Genomic DNA, 13,432 nt, shown 5'->3' with positions numbered 1-13,432 from the left:
CGCCGGCGCCGGGGGTCCGCCTGGTTGCCCTGGGTTCCCGGCAGGGGAGGGGGCCGGGAAGTGGGGCGTCCGGGTTCCTTACGGATCCGGGCGGCAGCCCGTCGTGCGGGCGGTCGCCGTATGGCACCGGGGGAGGGGCACCATACGGCGGGGCCGCTCCGGAAGCACACACCCTCCGGGGGGTTCGCTTCCGGTATCCACGCGTCTGACCCCGTCCCGGCCTCTCAAACGCCTTGTGCGCCAAAATTTTTGAGGGAGCGTCAACAGCTCCTGCTGCCGCGACCCACGCCCGGAGCCACTGCATTGCCGTTCCGTGCGCGGGGTGGACCCGAGATGCCCCCGTTCGCCGCAAGGCGGGCGTAAGGCCACCGTGCATACGCTCGGCGTGGACGCGGACCTTGCCCGGGCGTTCGCCCGGGGACGTGTCAGAGTTCCTTCGGCGGGCAGGCCCGGAGGATGTGGAGCTGCACGAGGACGGGCCGATCCGGTGCGGGAGGGCGGTGGCCCCGAGGTCTGGACCAGCGACATCTGATGCAGCGGGCACGTGCCGGGGCCGTGCCGGCGGTGCGGTCAGGCGTTCTCGGCCGCGAACATCCAGTGGTGCTTCTCGAGGTCGCCGGTCAAGGCGATCAGGAGGTCCTGGGTGACCGGGTCGGGTTCGTCCGTCGACCGGGTGCGCTCGCGCATACGGGTGATCACCGTGCTCAGGGCGTCGACGAGGATGCGGACGGCGTCCACGTCCTTGATCCAGCCCTCCGGCACGCCGGTGATCGCGGTGGCGGATGCCACGGTACCTGCGCGGCCGTCCGGGGTGATCCCGAGGGCGGATGCTCGCTCGGCGACCACGTCCGAGTGGGTGCGCGCCGTGGTGACGACCTCGTCGAGCTGGAGGTGTACGGACCTGAAGCGGGGCCCCACCACGTTCCAGTGCACCTGCTTGGCCACGAGCGAGAGGTCTACCAGGTCCACCAGAGCGCCCTGCAGCGCTTCACCGACGACCTTCAGGTCGGCTTCCGGGAGGGCGTTCTTGACGACGGACACGATGTCTCCATTCATATCGGATACATAGTCGTGAAACGTCGAATACCCGATGCAAGCCTTACAAAACGGTACCGCCGACCGGGTGGTCCGTTCAGTCGACCCGGGCGGCCACCAGAGCGGAGGGCTCGCCGCTCCAACGCCGTCGTCCTCGGCATGGCCGAACGCACCCCAGCTTCTGGGAGTTCACCCAGTACGGCATCGTCGTGACGGCGGTCGCCGTCTCGGTATCCGCCGTTTGCCTCTGGCCGCGCTACTTCGAACTCGCGCAGACCGGTCCGCACCGTGCCGCCGGCGTCACGAGAGCTCGCCGAGCACGGCCTGCGGTGTGATGCGGCGCTGGACGATGTCGGCGGCGATCTCGGTGGGGCGCCGGCGGTGCCGGCCGGCGAACGTGGTGAGGTGCCGGACCGCCAGGGCGGGGCTGATGGCGGCGGTGGCGGCGAGCATCCCGGTGGCGGTGTCGAAGACGGCCTTGCCGGACAGCACGGCCTGGGTGCGGGTGGCGATGTCCTCGGTTCGGAGGCCTTCCTTCTTCCAGGTCATCAGGGCGGTGGTGGCGACATCGGCGAGGGCGCGCAGCAGTTGTGTCTCGGCCCCGTTGAGTGGGGTGGGTCGCTGGGCGAGGAGGTTGAGGGCGCCGATGGGCTGGCTTTGGGCGATCAGGGGCACCGCGTGGGCGCTCTGATAGCCGGAGGCCAGGGCGAGGGGCACGAACTCGGGCCACCGGTCCTGGTCGGCTTCGAGGTCGATGGCGTGGACGGGGATGCGCTGGTCGAAGGCGTCGATGCAGGGCCCTTGGCGGATCTGGGTCTGCCACATCTCAGTGAGTTCCACCGTGTGTACCGTGGCCGTGGCGGGGCGCAGCTGCCCGCGTGCGTTGACGAGCATGACGCCCGCGGCGTCGATGCCGGTCAGGGCGACGCTGTGCCGGGTGAGCCGGTCGAGTAGGACGAGGGCGTCCACGTCGTCGGAGAGGGTGTCGCTGAGCGCGACGAAAGCTTCGGTGAGCTGCTGCTCTCGGGTGTTCATGCCGGTTTCACCGCTTCCCTGCTCCGGCCCACAGGTGGGGGCGGGCCTAGTCATGGAACCTGATTCTCCCGGCGATGACGTCGAAAGCCGCCTCGGTCACGGTCTGACCGTTGGCGAAGGCGTGGGCCCTCAGGCGGGCCAGTGCGTAATGGGGATCCACTCCCAGATGAACCATGATCATTCCGGTTGCCTGGTGGGCCTCCTCGTGATCGGTCTCCGCTTCGTCCAGCCAGGATCCGCCCAGGCCGTTCAAGTCGTCCTGGGCCTGGACGGCGAGCAGGGCCGTGGTGATCGCGTCGGCGGCGGGGAACGCGAAGGCCCGGTCCTCCTCGGAGAGGGGGCCGGTACGGTCGCGGTAGAGGTCGAGGGTGCCGATCGCGACGGCGCTGAGGGCCAGGGGCAGTGAGAACACCGCCCGAACGCCCAGCTCGACGGCCTGCTGGGCGAAGACGGGCCAGCGGACGGCGTCCGGCCCCCGGGTGAGGTCGGCGGCCAGGACGGGGGCGAGGTGGGTGAGCGCGGTGACGCAGGGGCCGTCGCCGAGGGTGTACTGGGCTTCGGCGAGACGCCCCGCCACGTCGTCGCTCGACCACCACAGGGTGCGGGCCTCGGGGTCCTCACCCGAGAGCGACACCGAGGCTCCGGTGACGTCCATCAGATCCACGCAGGCCCGGCACAGGGCGGCGGGCACGTCGCGGGCGGCAGCGCCGTCGACCGCCCCGCTGAACAGGCCGTGCAGCCTGCTCTCCTCCTCGCCCTGCGGGAGAGGAGCGCTGCCGCCGGCAGGTACGTCGTCGGGGTGGACAGGATCCACGGCGCTTCACCTCCAGTGGCGGCCCGCAACCCCATCTTCCTCCATCGGGCACCGCGCTCGCGCCATTGGCCAGGGACCGTTCCACGCGCCGGTACGGGGCTCAGGTGCTGTTGCGGCACGGCGGATCCGCCCTGCGGGCGAGGCAGATCCCGGTTGCCCGTTGTGCGAGTACCCGCGCCGCGAGCGCGTCCTGGAGCGATGGTCCCTCCGGGGCGGGCGGCAGGTGGATGAGGCGGACGGGCGGAGGGCCCGGGGCGCCACCGGCCCCGATCCGGACCAGGGACACCGAGCGCCTCGCCGCCCAGGCCTCCACGATGGACAGGACGTCTGCGGTGTCGACGGCAGGGAGGTGCCCGAGATCCAGCAGGAGGCACGTGACGCGGGACGGGAGCAGAGCCAGGGCGGGAGCGAGTCGGCTCCGGCATTCCACGGCCTGGCCGGTGTGGGCCTCGGGGCACAGGGTGAGTACGGCGTAGGTGCCCAGGAACTGGGTCCGGGCAAGACAGGAGGTCACGGGCTTCCCCATCCGGGGGCGGCAGCCTTGAACATCGGACCCGGGAGGGCCTTGGTCCGGGTGCACGGCAGGCGCCGTGAACATGTCCGGCGCGTTAAGGCCGCGAGGGGAGCCCGTCCGGCAGGCGGGGGCGCCGAAGCCTCGATACGACGGAACCAGGCTGGTCCATCCCTCCCACCATCCCACCTTTCGGAGCGGGCGAACCCGTGCCCGCCCCAGGAAATGCCGGACTGCGGACGTGCAGCCCGGTACGGCGTGCCGCAGGCACCGTCGCGGGCTCCCGGCCTGACGCGTGTGCGTGGCAGCGGCCGGCGCGGGCAGACGCCGGTACGGACGATGCGGAACGGACGAAAGGGTGACGATCGATGACCGAGTACGAGCGCTCCCGCACGATGCCCGCGCTCCCGGAACACGTCTTCGACCAGGCGTCCGACGTCGGGCAGATGGACCACTGGCTCCCGCGCGAACTGCACGTGCATGCCGAGGAGCTGCCTGCCGTGAGCGTGCGCGAGGACGGCGTCGAGGAGGACAAGGCAGCCGTTCTGCGCGCCAGGAAGGATCAGATGCGGCTCGAGTGGGGGACACGGGAGAACGGTGGGTACACCGGGTGGCTGCAGGTGGCCGGCCATGACGGGGGTCCCGCGGAGGTGACGGTCCACCTTTCGTTCCTCACCGGGGAGAGCGACCCCGGGGAGCAGGCGGCGAACGAGGCCCTCGACGGCAGCCTCGCCCGCTTGGAGGAGCAGGTGCGCCTTCGTGTCGACGGCGCGGCCGGCTGAGGCGGTGTGACCGGCTGAGGCGGTGTGAACCGTCCTCGTCCGGGCAGGCGCCGTTCGGGTCTGGTGGAATCCGCCACCGGATCGCCACGGTGACGAGTCGAGGAGTGACCATGCCCCGCGGTTCCAGCCCCAAGCGTGAACGCCAGTACGAGCACATCAAGGAGAGCGCCGAGGAGCGCGGCGAGAGCACCGAGCGCGCCAAGGAGATCGCCGCGCGCACCGTCAACAAGGAACGAGCCCGCTCCGGCGAGTCTAAGACCGCGAGCCGGTCCTCCCTCCAGGACATGTCGTCCTCCAAGCGCGGCGGGCAACGCTCCCACAGCGGCTCGCAGGGCCCTACCAAGGAGCAGCTGTACAACGAGGCGAAACAGCGGAACATCGAGGGCCGTTCCAAGATGGACAAGGCCGAACTCGAGCGCGCACTCGGCCGCTGAATCCCTGCGGCACGCGGACTCCCCGCCGAACGCGCGTCGGCGGGGAGCAACTTTCGGCGGGGAGCAACGACGGCGGGGTGCGCTTTCAGACGGAATGCCGCGCTTCGTCCTCGGACCGTACGGGCCTGTGCTCGTGGTCGGCGGCGCGGTACCGGACGGCAGTGGCGCGAAGGGTGAGCGTGCGGCGCAGGGCGGCGGTCGGCGCTTCGGCCGAGCCGCCGCCGGTGCAGGCGTTCCTGCGTTCTGCGAGGTCGTCCAGGACGTCCATGACGTGAGCCGGTTGGGTCCGGACGTTGAGGACGAACAGGGTGGTCCCCCGGGCACGGAGGGTGTCGGCGAAGGCGATGAGGCGGGTGAGGCCGGTCATGTCCATGAACCCGACGCGCGCCATGTCGCAGACGACCACGTCGACCGTGTCGTCGATCCTGGCCTCCACCCCGTCCCACACCGGGCGGGCGTCGCGGTCGAGCTCGCCGGCCGGTGCCAGGTGCACGGTGGGCCCGTACTGCCGCTCGGTGATACGGAAGTCGCATTCCATGGCGTCTCACCTCGCCAGGAAGTAGAGGTCGCTGTCACCGAAGCACTACCCGGCCGGTGTCCCGGCACTCCTGTGGGCGGGGCGGGCAGGGGACCGGTCCGGTCAGGCCGGGCACAGCTCGAAACCGCTGCGCGGCCGGGTCGGCATGCGGGACAGGGCGTTGCTCAGATCCTGCTCGGGGACGCCGTGGTCCAGGCGCGCCAGCTCGCCGGCGAGGGCCGCGAGTACCGTCACGCGGTGGTGTCATCGCCGCGGCAGCGGCGCCCGTGGGCCGGTTCCGCGCCGCCCTGCGGGGCGAGGTTGTCCATGGGGGGAGGTTGCGGGCCCCTCGGGGCGGCGAAGCGGAGCGGGCCGAAGCGGTACGGGTGTCCCACGGGCCGGGGTCGTGGTCCCGGTCGTACAGGTCGCGCAGGACGAGAGAGTCCTGCGCGATGTTCTCGCCGTGCCAGGTCAGGTCCTGCGCCGCGAGGCCGCCGACGAGGGGGCGAAGGGGTAGAAGCGCCGTACCTCGTCCGCGAGCTGGAGGAGGCCGCGTACGCCCTCTGCGTCGTGATGGGCCAGCGCAGTGCGCACGGCGCGCCACTGGCAGCGGAGGAGATGATCGCCGTCAACCGGCTGGAGCCGCGGCAGCTGTCGCAGGGCGGCTGATCACTGCGCCGGATCAGGTCTGGAGGCGGCTGTTGCCCAACCGGGTGGTCCCCCGGGGCCCGCGCGCCCGGCGGTTTCGGACCGAGCGGCTCGGGCAGACGCCGACGGGATACACGGATCGAAGGCGGTGGCCATGGACGTGGACGCAGGTGCCGCCCCGGCTTCGGACAGCGGCCAGGGGTACGACGCGACTCCCTACCTGCCTTCGCGCGGCGGGCTGGCGGCTCTGCGCCGGGCGGCGGCCGACTGCCACGGGTGCCCGTTGTTCCGGGACGCCACGCAGACGGTCTTCGGCAAGGGCCCGGCGCGTGCGCGGCTGATGCTGGTCGGGGAGCAGCCCGGAGACCAGGAGGATGTGAAGGGAGAGCCGTTCGTGGGCCCCGCGGGGCAGCTGCTGCGCCGGGCGCTCGACGAGGCCGGGCTGGGGGACGAGGACCCGTACTTCACCAACGTGGTCAAGCACTTCAAGTTCACACCGGCCCCACGGGGCAAGCGTCGGATTCACAAGGCTCCGAGCCTGCGTGAGATGACCGCGTGCAAGCCCTGGCTGACGGAGGAACTGAGACGGGTCGCCCCCGAGGTGCTGGTGGTGTTGGGAGGGACGGCGGGAAAGGCACTGCTCGGGTCCTCGTTCCGGGTCGGCGAGCGGCGTGGTGTCCTGCTGCCGATGCCGGGCCCCATCGGCGAGGAGGCCGGTTCCCCCGCCGGACAGCTGTTGGCGACGGTTCACCCCTCCGCCGTCCTGCGGGCGGACGACCGGGAGGCGGCCTTCGCGGGTCTGGTGGCCGACCTCTCCGTGGCCGCCACCGTGCTGGAGTAGGAACCGGGGGTGTGCGCACCGGGTGTGAGGAGGACGCCATGGCGACCCCGACCCGGCCGGCGCCGTCGTACCGCGGCATCGGCGGGTGAGCGGTGGCGAGGGCCCCTGCACCGGTCACCGGAGCCCAACGGCACCTGCTGCGTCCCGCACACGGGCCGCTGGACACACCGATGCTCACCACCCTCAGCTCGCGCCGGGAGTTCGACGCGACTGGATCTCCGAGCGCAAACTCGACGGCGTCCGTGCTCTCGCCACCCGCCGGGACGGCGAGGTGGAGCTGCTCTCCCATAACGGAAGGCTGCTGAACGCCACCTACTCGGAGGTCGCCGAGGCGCTGGCGGCGCAACACCGCGGTGATTGCACCGCGGACGGTGAGCACCGGTCCCGCGGCCGTCCGGGCCGCCGGGCACATCCAAGTCACCTCTTACCTCTTCGGCCTCCTGCGCCTGGACGGCAACGACATCACCCAACTGCCCTTGCGCACCCGCAAGGCCGGTCAGGAGTTCCTCATCTGCGGGTTCACCGAGCCGGCCGGCCAGCGGTGGGCTTCGGAGCCCTGCTGCTGGGCAAATACGAGCACGACCGACTGCGCTTCGCCGGAAAGGTCGTCACGCGCTACGACACCGCCACCCTTGCACCCTGTGCCGGAGGCTCGACGCCCTCGAAGAGGACCACGCCCCGTTCCCGGCCGCCGAGGTACGGGAGCGGACCGCGCACTGTGCCGGACTGCTCCGCCACCCCCGCTGCCTGGGCCTGCGCGAGGAAAAATCCGCTCGCGAAGTGGTCCGCGAACGACCGGGGGAAAACAGCCGATGACCGCGAATCCGGCGCCTTCGTACCGGCAGGGGCGTGTCGGCGCCCGCAGCACGGGCAGGCGCATCATGAGGCGCGAAACGGGAGGTGGCCGGCATGAACTCCGCTCGCAAGCGGCACGGCCCGGCTGCTGGACGTGCGGCGGACCGGCACGCGCGTGCGGCGGCCACCAGGTGGCGTCACGACGGCTTGGAAGCCCAGTGGGCCCGCAGCGATCTGCGGCTGCGGCGCCTGCTTTCGGCCGTCTTCGCGCCCGTCTTCGCGGCCGGAGGCGCCCTCTTCGTGTTCCTGGCCTCCGAATCCAGTGATCACACGCCCTCGGCCGGCACCCTCTGCGCGGTGCTTGCGGCCTTCTGCTTCCTGCTCGCCGCCGTGGCTCTCGCTGACCTTTACGTGATCAGGCGCCGCACCCGTGAGCAGCAGCGTTGGCGCCGCGAGCCCTGACCAGGGACCACCGTCGTCGGGTACCCCGCCGCGAATCCGGTCGACGGCTTTCTCCGAATCGTGTACGGAGAGGCCGGCCGGGCAGGCGCCTTTATGACCACTGACAAGTCATCCGAGGTACAAGGAGGGATCACCGTGACCACCGCCCGGGAGATCATGACACCGGATGCCACCTGCATCGGCGCACAGGAGACGGTGCTGGAGGCGGCGAAGAAGATGGCCTCGCACGGAGTCGGCGCGCTGCCGATCTGTGGGGACGACCAAAAACTCAAGGGGATGCTCACCGACCGGGACATCGTCGTGAAGGTCCTCGCCGCGGGCAAGGACCCTGCGCAGGTGAAGGCCGGCGAACTGGCTCAGGGAGAAGCGGTCACGATCGGCGCCGACGACGAGGCCGATGAGATCCTGCGGACCATGAGCGAGCACCAGGTCCGCCGTCTCCCGGTCATCGACGGCCACACCCTCGTCGGGATCGTCGCCCAGGCCGATGTCGCCCGCTCGCTTCCCGATCCGCAGGTCGGCGATCTCCTCGAAGCCCTTTCCGCCTGACGGGGGAACGCAGCGGCCGGCTGCCGCCGAGCGGGAACCCCGCACGGCGGCAGCCGGCGTGCTCGGGCGTCCGGCCGTGGCAGTGCTCGGGCCTCAGCCGGCCAGGGCGACGAGTCTCGGGTAGGCCAGCTGGTCCGTCCGCCGGGCCGTGAGGTGGACGTGGACGTCGGTGAGGAACTCCTTCAGGGCGGCGCAGCCGCCGGTGTACGCCTCCCCCTGCCCGCCGGCCTCAGGAGGCATCCAGAAGATCAGCAGCCGCTCGTTCCTGCGCGAACCTGCCGGGTGGCGAAGCAGATCTCGTGGACGACCAGTCGCGGCTCGTCGGCGGGCGGGGCCGGGACCAGCTCGTCATGCGTCAGGTTCGTTTCCACATCCAGCTCCAGAACATCCGGAGCGTTTCGGTAATGGAGGAGCACGGTGTTTCCCGGGCCCACCCCGGCCCGTGTACCCGTACCACCGGACAGCCCCTTGCGCGGCGGAGGATTCGGTCCTTTGCAGCGACGTGCCCACCCCGTACGCCGAGCCTGCTTCCGGGAGCCGACGGTCACGTCCGTGGTTCGGCTCTTGCTGTCCGAATGGGCGGGGGAGGAGGACAGTGGAGGTACGGGCACCTGTGCATCGGCGATAGGCAGCATGTCGGCTGGGGCCGAGGAGCAGAGGTGGTGTCGGCTGGGGCCGAGGAGCAGAGGTGCTGCTGTGAAGGACCGGGACCGCGACACACACGGGCGGGCCATGCTGGCCGGCCTGCTGTCGGCGAGCCACCTGATGCCGCTGGAGCTCCTGTCGGCCAAGACGGCCGAGCACGCTGCACAGGTCGGCTTCACGCAGGTGCTGATCTACGTGGCGGATCTCCAGGGCGACGTCATGCGCCTGCTGTCCGGTGAGGCGGCCGACACCGCCGCGGCGGCCGGTGAGGAGACCGAGCTGAAGATCGAGGGAACCGTCGCGGGGCGCGCGTTCCAGTACGGGCAGGTCCTTGCCGGCGCCGACCCGGGTGAGGGCGGGGGCTACTGGTGGGTCCCCCTGGTCGACGGCACCGATCGTCTGGGCGTCCTGCGGATCACCACGCCCCTTGACGACCCGCGGGCTGCGGAGGACATGAAACTGCTGGCGGCTCTGGTCGCCTTGATCATCGACAGCAAGCGGCGCAGCAGCGACTTCCACGCCCGTCTGACCCGCACCCGGCCGCTGAACATCGCAGCGGAGATGCAGTGGCACCTGATGCCCCCGCCCACCTACGCGGACGGCCGCGTGATGATCTCCGCGGCGATGGAGCCCGCCTACGAGATCAGCGGGGACGCCTACGACTACGCGACCGCCGGGGCTGTGGTGCACCTGTCGCTCATCGACGCGATGGGACACGACACTGCCGCCGGCCTGACCGCCAACCTGGCCATGGGCGCCTGCCGCAACGCGCGCCGCGGGGGCGCGGGGTTGGTGGAGACCAGCGAAAGGGTCGAAGAAGTACTCATCGAGCAGTACCGCCGGGGCCGCTACGCCACCGGTATCCTCGCCGACCTCGACACGCGCAACGGCGTCTTCACATGGGTCAACCGGGGCCATCATCCGCCGGTGATCATCCGTGGCGGCCGCTGGAGCACCCTGCTGGACTGCCCGCCCTGCCATCCCATGGGCACCGACCTCGGTCTCCCCATCCGTCTGTGCCGCCACCAACTGGAGCCGGGTGACAGGATCGTGCTGTACAGCGACGGCATCACCGAGGCCCGCCGAACCCCGAACGAGGAATTCGGCCTCGACCGGTTCATCGACTTCCTCATCCGCCACCACGCCGACGGCCTGCCCGTCCCCGAAACCCTGCGCCGACTCATCCACGCCGTCCTGGAGCACCACGACGGCCACCTCCAGGACGACGCCACCGTCCTGTTGTGCGAATGGCTCGGCCCCACCCGACGCCCCACGGAGCGGGCGGCAGCCCTCGCCGGCGTCCCCCGGACGGCCAACCGCACCGAGCAGCGATGAAGGCGGGCCCGCCGGTGAACAGTGACCCGCAACCGCAACTGGTCCTCCAGGGGACAGGCGACGGCCTGGCTGTCGCCGCAGTCGCCGGCGCACTGGACATCCACACCGCCCAGGACCTTCACGAGCAGGCCACCGCCGTGCCGGCCACCCACCCCCACCTGGTCCTGGACATGTCCCAGGTCACCTTCTGCGACTCCTCCGGCCTCAACACCCTGCTCCGGCTGCGCCGCCACGCAGCCGCAGCCGGCGGCAGCCTCGCCCTGGCCGCCGTACCCGGACAAGCCATGCGGATGCTGTCCGTCACCGACACGGACGCCGTCTTCACCCTCCACAGCCGCCCCGCCCAGGCCCTGGCCGATCACGCCACCCGCCGCCGGCCCTCCTCTTGACCCTCGCGCAGGCGGCGCAGCGAACCCTCCGGCGGACGGGACAGCTCCCGTGGGCCGTCAGTGGCCCAGGGCGTTCTCGAGCTGCTGCTTGGTCATCGTCGAGCGGCCCTCGATGCCCCGCTTCTTCGCCTCCTGGTAGAGGTCGTCCTTGGTGCGTTCGGAGGAGCTGCCGCTGCTTCGGGACTTCTCACCGCCCCGTTGCGAGGCGGACTTGCCCTGAGTGGAGCTGCGGCTCGCCGTCTTGCTCTCGCCCGAGCGTGCGCGTTCCTTGTTCACCGTGCGGGAAGCCATCTCCTTCGCACGGCCCTCCGACATACCGCGCTTCTCACCCGACTCCTTGATGTGCTCGTACTGGCGCTCGCGCTTGGGGCTTGATCCTCGAGGCATGACGGAACCCTTCATCGACGATGTGGTGTCACGGTCATGGTGCGGGTACCGCGATCGCGCCGCACCTCGCGCGGGCCGAGCGGGCGTCCCCCTTGCGCAGGCCGGCACGATGTTCGTCATGCTGCCCGACTCCCTCGCCGGTTCAGCCGGCGGCCCCGGAACCCGGTTCTGCCATGCCGCGGTGGATCTCTGCCTTGACGCTGTCGGGCAGGACGCGATTGGCCAAGCCCTGCGCCTTCGTCTTCCAGGAGCCGGCGACGACCTTGTCCTTGCCGGCCATCATCGCCTCGAAGCCCTGAGCGGCCACTTGGGCGGGATCGTCCTTGTCCGACCGGCCGACCTTGGTGTCCAGCATGTCGGCCCGTTCGAAGAACTCGGTCTCGGTCGGACTGGGCATCAGCGAGGTGACCGTGACTCCGGTGTCCTTCAGCTCGTTCTGGAGCGCCTGTGCGAAAGACTGGAGGAACGATTTGCTCGCGTTGTACACGGCCTGGAAGGAACCGGGCATGGTGGACGCGATCGATGACGTGATCAGTATCCGCCCCTCCCCGTCCTCCACCATGTCCGGCAGCAGCAGCTTCGCCAGGCGGACCGTGGAGGTGATGTTCAGGTCGATGATCTCCATTTCGTCCGCCAGATCGGTTTCCAGGAAGGGGCCACCCTGCCCGACACCGGCGTTCAGCGCCGCAGCCGCGACGGGCCGTCGGGTGGCCGTGATGGCACGGTGGAGCTTTTCCACGCCCTCCCCGGTGGTCAGATCGGTCTGGACGGCCTCCACGCCTGTGCCCTGGTTGAGCAGCGTGGCGGCGGCGGAGGCGATGGCGGCGTCCTCCGCCGCGATGACCAGGTCAAAGCCGTGTTCGGCGAATTGTTTGGCCAGCTCGTATCCGATGCCGCTCGATGCGCCGGTGACGACTGCCAGTGGGTTGACTGTGTCCATGTCGGGCGCCTACCCGCGCGGGCCCGTCCCACCGGTTCTCCGCCACCTGCTCCTTGCGTCGACACCTTGCCCGCCGCTCAGGGACAGTGGCTGAGAACCGCCTCGACCACCTGGCCGACGGTGATGCGCAGGAGCCGGGCGTCGGGCAGCGACGCGTGTGCGTCGCCCGGACGCAATGGGTCCTCACCCGCGCGGGGGCACCAGAGTGCCCGGTGTTTCGCGTGCGGGGGCGGGCCCCACAGGCGGGGGGCCACAGGGCCGAAGAGGACGACGGACGGGGTACCCAGGGCCGTGGCGAGGTGCGCCAGACCCGTGTCGCCGACCAGGACGCAGCGCGCGCCGGCCACCAGCGCGCAGAGCTCGTGGAAGGGCACGTCACCGGAGCCGCCGATCACCGCCTCCCGTGGCAGCCCGGCGTCACCCGCCACCCGCCGCGCCAGCGCACCCTCGCCCGCGCCAGCTGTGACGACCACGTCCTCGCCCGCCCGGCGCAGGGCACGTACGACCGCTGCGAACCGTTCCGGGGGCCACCGGCGTGAACCGGCATCGGCCCCGGGGTGGACGACGACGGCACCCGGGACGGGCGAGGCACACGGCGGGGCGGCGATCGAGAGGTCCATGGGGTCGGCGTCGATGCCGTACCAGCGCAGCAGGCGGCACCAGCGCTCCCGCTCGTGCTCGTCGTCGCGCCACTCGGGGCCGAGGACGTCCGGGGTCTGCGCGTGCCGGTAGGCCAGGAGCCGGCGCGGCCGCAGCCGCTGGAGGAGCAGATGGCTGGGCGGCCCGTTCCCGTGCAGGTCCACCGCCAGCTCGGGAGGCGGTCCCTGCCAGCTCAGTTCGGAGGGAACGCCGCGGCCTCGCGCAGTCGTGGGCAGCACACGGTCCACGAGGCCGGTGGCGACGGCGACGGTGGCCAGCCGGGCGGGTGCTGCCAGGACGATGTCGCAACCCGGCATGTTCCTGCGCAGCGCCCGCAGGCAGGGCACCACCGTGAGCAGGTCGCCGAGGCCCAAGGCCCGCAGGACCAGCAGCTGCGGGCGGCCGTCCCCGGGCACCCGCTGCGTCGGAGCGGGGCCCGCTCGCTCGTGCGCACTCATGAAGTCCTTCCGCAGCTGGCAGGGCCGCTCGCCCGACTGTTGCCGCCAGGATCGGGATCCGCGCCTGCGGTGCTCCCACCCGCGTCGCCGCCGGGCCGCTGCGACCGCGAGAAGCCGCGTCGCGCGGCTGCCGCACTCCACTGTCCCGAGGACGGTCCTGCGGGGCACGCCGGGTTAGGCCGCAAGGTGGGCGGCCGGCTCCGGACGGCCGCTGTG

At 71.3% G+C, this 13,432-nt stretch carries 20 protein-coding genes; 8 read left to right on the top strand and 12 right to left on the bottom strand.

Going from position 1 to position 13,432, the window contains the following annotated elements:
• Positions 1-570: 570 nt before the first annotated feature.
• From IF09_RS0112180 to IF09_RS0112165, 4 genes are all read right to left on the bottom strand, one after another.
• Positions 571-1,041 carry a Dps family protein gene (locus IF09_RS0112180; RefSeq protein WP_030294813.1) on the bottom strand — a complete coding sequence of 157 codons (471 nt, stop codon included), beginning with the start codon at positions 1,039-1,041 and terminating at the stop codon, positions 571-573.
• Between the two features lie 294 nt (positions 1,042-1,335).
• On the bottom strand, positions 1,336-2,070 hold the full coding sequence (locus IF09_RS0112175) for a GAF domain-containing protein (RefSeq protein WP_051832361.1): 735 nt from the start codon (positions 2,068-2,070) through the stop codon (positions 1,336-1,338).
• 46 nt (positions 2,071-2,116) lie between these two features.
• Positions 2,117-2,884: a GAF and ANTAR domain-containing protein gene (locus IF09_RS0112170; protein ID WP_234320963.1), complete on the bottom strand. Its 768-nt coding sequence runs from the start codon at positions 2,882-2,884 to the stop codon at positions 2,117-2,119.
• 100 nt (positions 2,885-2,984) lie between these two features.
• The gene (locus IF09_RS0112165) at positions 2,985-3,398 is read right to left on the bottom strand and encodes a hypothetical protein (protein ID WP_030294807.1); all 414 of its coding nucleotides are present in this window, start codon (positions 3,396-3,398) and stop codon (positions 2,985-2,987) included.
• Between the two features lie 365 nt (positions 3,399-3,763).
• Here IF09_RS0112165 and IF09_RS0112160 point away from each other — a divergent pair, with 365 nt between their 5' ends.
• The gene (locus IF09_RS0112160; RefSeq protein ID WP_030294805.1) at positions 3,764-4,177 is read left to right on the top strand and encodes an SRPBCC family protein; all 414 of its coding nucleotides are present in this window, start codon (positions 3,764-3,766) and stop codon (positions 4,175-4,177) included.
• A gap of 110 nt (positions 4,178-4,287) precedes the next feature.
• Positions 4,288-4,611, top strand: coding sequence for a hypothetical protein (locus IF09_RS0112155; protein ID WP_030294803.1), 324 nt, complete (start codon positions 4,288-4,290; stop codon positions 4,609-4,611).
• 85 nt (positions 4,612-4,696) lie between these two features.
• On the opposite strand, the gene IF09_RS0112150 is transcribed toward IF09_RS0112155, so the two are convergent.
• From IF09_RS0112150 to IF09_RS47905, 3 genes are all read right to left on the bottom strand, one after another.
• On the bottom strand, positions 4,697-5,149 hold the full coding sequence (locus IF09_RS0112150) for an STAS domain-containing protein (RefSeq protein WP_030294801.1): 453 nt from the start codon (positions 5,147-5,149) through the stop codon (positions 4,697-4,699).
• 102 nt (positions 5,150-5,251) lie between these two features.
• A complete protein-coding gene (locus IF09_RS47910) occupies positions 5,252-5,383 on the bottom strand; it encodes a hypothetical protein (protein WP_267882146.1) in 132 nt (43 codons plus the stop codon).
• A 216-nt stretch (positions 5,384-5,599) separates the two neighbouring features.
• Complete coding sequence (locus IF09_RS47905) at positions 5,600-5,722, bottom strand: hypothetical protein (protein ID WP_267882145.1); 123 nt, start codon at positions 5,720-5,722, stop codon at positions 5,600-5,602.
• On the opposite strand from IF09_RS47905, the gene IF09_RS48460 reads away from it, so the two are divergent.
• The 4 genes from IF09_RS48460 (at position 5,702) to IF09_RS0112120 (ending at position 8,423) form a co-directional block, all read left to right on the top strand.
• The gene (locus IF09_RS48460; protein WP_418953040.1) at positions 5,702-5,797 is read left to right on the top strand and encodes a hypothetical protein; all 96 of its coding nucleotides are present in this window, start codon (positions 5,702-5,704) and stop codon (positions 5,795-5,797) included. The genes IF09_RS47905 and IF09_RS48460 overlap by 21 nt on opposite strands.
• 133 nt (positions 5,798-5,930) lie before the next feature.
• Positions 5,931-6,617: a UdgX family uracil-DNA binding protein gene (locus IF09_RS0112130; RefSeq protein WP_030294799.1), complete on the top strand. Its 687-nt coding sequence runs from the start codon at positions 5,931-5,933 to the stop codon at positions 6,615-6,617.
• Between the two features lie 909 nt (positions 6,618-7,526).
• The gene (locus IF09_RS0112125; RefSeq protein WP_234320962.1) at positions 7,527-7,874 is read left to right on the top strand and encodes a hypothetical protein; all 348 of its coding nucleotides are present in this window, start codon (positions 7,527-7,529) and stop codon (positions 7,872-7,874) included.
• 135 nt (positions 7,875-8,009) lie between these two features.
• Positions 8,010-8,423: a CBS domain-containing protein gene (locus IF09_RS0112120; protein ID WP_030294794.1), complete on the top strand. Its 414-nt coding sequence runs from the start codon at positions 8,010-8,012 to the stop codon at positions 8,421-8,423.
• 93 nt (positions 8,424-8,516) lie between these two features.
• On the opposite strand, the gene IF09_RS45555 is transcribed toward IF09_RS0112120, so the two are convergent.
• Entirely contained in the window at positions 8,517-8,663 is a 147-nt protein-coding gene (locus tag IF09_RS45555) for a hypothetical protein (RefSeq protein ID WP_158709947.1), read from the bottom strand.
• 8 nt (positions 8,664-8,671) lie between these two features.
• Positions 8,672-8,794 (bottom strand): hypothetical protein, encoded by a 123-nt coding sequence (locus IF09_RS47900; protein WP_267882144.1) that lies wholly within the window; start codon positions 8,792-8,794, stop codon positions 8,672-8,674.
• A 361-nt stretch (positions 8,795-9,155) separates the two neighbouring features.
• Between IF09_RS47900 and IF09_RS0112110 the strand changes: the two genes are divergently transcribed.
• On the top strand, positions 9,156-10,403 hold the full coding sequence (locus IF09_RS0112110) for a PP2C family protein-serine/threonine phosphatase (RefSeq protein WP_051832392.1): 1,248 nt from the start codon (positions 9,156-9,158) through the stop codon (positions 10,401-10,403).
• Positions 10,404-10,417: 14 nt separating this feature from the next.
• Positions 10,418-10,792 (top strand): STAS domain-containing protein, encoded by a 375-nt coding sequence (locus tag IF09_RS0112105; RefSeq protein WP_234320961.1) that lies wholly within the window; start codon positions 10,418-10,420, stop codon positions 10,790-10,792.
• A 57-nt stretch (positions 10,793-10,849) separates the two neighbouring features.
• Here the strand turns inward: IF09_RS0112105 and IF09_RS0112100 are convergent, their stop codons facing one another.
• The 3 genes from IF09_RS0112100 to IF09_RS0112090 form a co-directional block, all read right to left on the bottom strand.
• On the bottom strand, positions 10,850-11,179 hold the full coding sequence (locus IF09_RS0112100) for a plasmid stabilization protein (RefSeq protein ID WP_030294789.1): 330 nt from the start codon (positions 11,177-11,179) through the stop codon (positions 10,850-10,852).
• 142 nt (positions 11,180-11,321) lie between these two features.
• Positions 11,322-12,119: an SDR family NAD(P)-dependent oxidoreductase gene (locus IF09_RS0112095; RefSeq protein WP_030294788.1), complete on the bottom strand. Its 798-nt coding sequence runs from the start codon at positions 12,117-12,119 to the stop codon at positions 11,322-11,324.
• A 77-nt stretch (positions 12,120-12,196) separates the two neighbouring features.
• Complete coding sequence (locus IF09_RS0112090) at positions 12,197-13,216, bottom strand: glycosyltransferase family 9 protein (RefSeq protein ID WP_051832360.1); 1,020 nt, start codon at positions 13,214-13,216, stop codon at positions 12,197-12,199.
• Between the last annotated feature and the right edge of the window lie 216 nt (positions 13,217-13,432).

The sequence above is a fragment of the Streptomyces katrae genome (assembly GCF_000717655.1).
Lineage (GTDB): Bacteria > Actinomycetota > Actinomycetes > Streptomycetales > Streptomycetaceae > Streptomyces > Streptomyces katrae_B.
The sequence above is the reverse complement of the archived record's forward strand: the minus strand, read 5'-3'. Positions and strand labels throughout refer to the sequence as shown.

What these genes read in the sequence shown, in the direction of transcription:
- IF09_RS0112175 (WP_051832361.1), bottom strand. Translation starts at nt 2,070, where the DNA reads ATGAACACCCGAGAGCAGCAGCTCACCGAAGCTTTCGTCGCGCTCAGC.
- IF09_RS0112160 (WP_030294805.1), top strand. Translation starts at nt 3,764, where the DNA reads ATGACCGAGTACGAGCGCTCCCGCACGATGCCCGCGCTCCCGGAACAC.
- IF09_RS0112155 (WP_030294803.1), top strand. Translation starts at nt 4,288, where the DNA reads ATGCCCCGCGGTTCCAGCCCCAAGCGTGAACGCCAGTACGAGCACATC.
- IF09_RS0112150 (WP_030294801.1), bottom strand. Translation starts at nt 5,149, where the DNA reads ATGGAATGCGACTTCCGTATCACCGAGCGGCAGTACGGGCCCACCGTG.
- IF09_RS48460 (WP_418953040.1), top strand. Translation starts at nt 5,702, where the DNA reads ATGGGCCAGCGCAGTGCGCACGGCGCGCCACTGGCAGCGGAGGAGATG.
- IF09_RS0112130 (WP_030294799.1), top strand. Translation starts at nt 5,931, where the DNA reads ATGGACGTGGACGCAGGTGCCGCCCCGGCTTCGGACAGCGGCCAGGGG.
- IF09_RS0112125 (WP_234320962.1), top strand. Translation starts at nt 7,527, where the DNA reads ATGAACTCCGCTCGCAAGCGGCACGGCCCGGCTGCTGGACGTGCGGCG.
- IF09_RS45555 (WP_158709947.1), bottom strand. Translation starts at nt 8,663, where the DNA reads ATGCCTCCTGAGGCCGGCGGGCAGGGGGAGGCGTACACCGGCGGCTGC.
- IF09_RS0112110 (WP_051832392.1), top strand. Translation starts at nt 9,156, where the DNA reads ATGCTGGCCGGCCTGCTGTCGGCGAGCCACCTGATGCCGCTGGAGCTC.
- IF09_RS0112100 (WP_030294789.1), bottom strand. Translation starts at nt 11,179, where the DNA reads ATGCCTCGAGGATCAAGCCCCAAGCGCGAGCGCCAGTACGAGCACATC.
- IF09_RS0112095 (WP_030294788.1), bottom strand. Translation starts at nt 12,119, where the DNA reads ATGGACACAGTCAACCCACTGGCAGTCGTCACCGGCGCATCGAGCGGC.
- IF09_RS0112090 (WP_051832360.1), bottom strand. Translation starts at nt 13,216, where the DNA reads ATGAGTGCGCACGAGCGAGCGGGCCCCGCTCCGACGCAGCGGGTGCCC.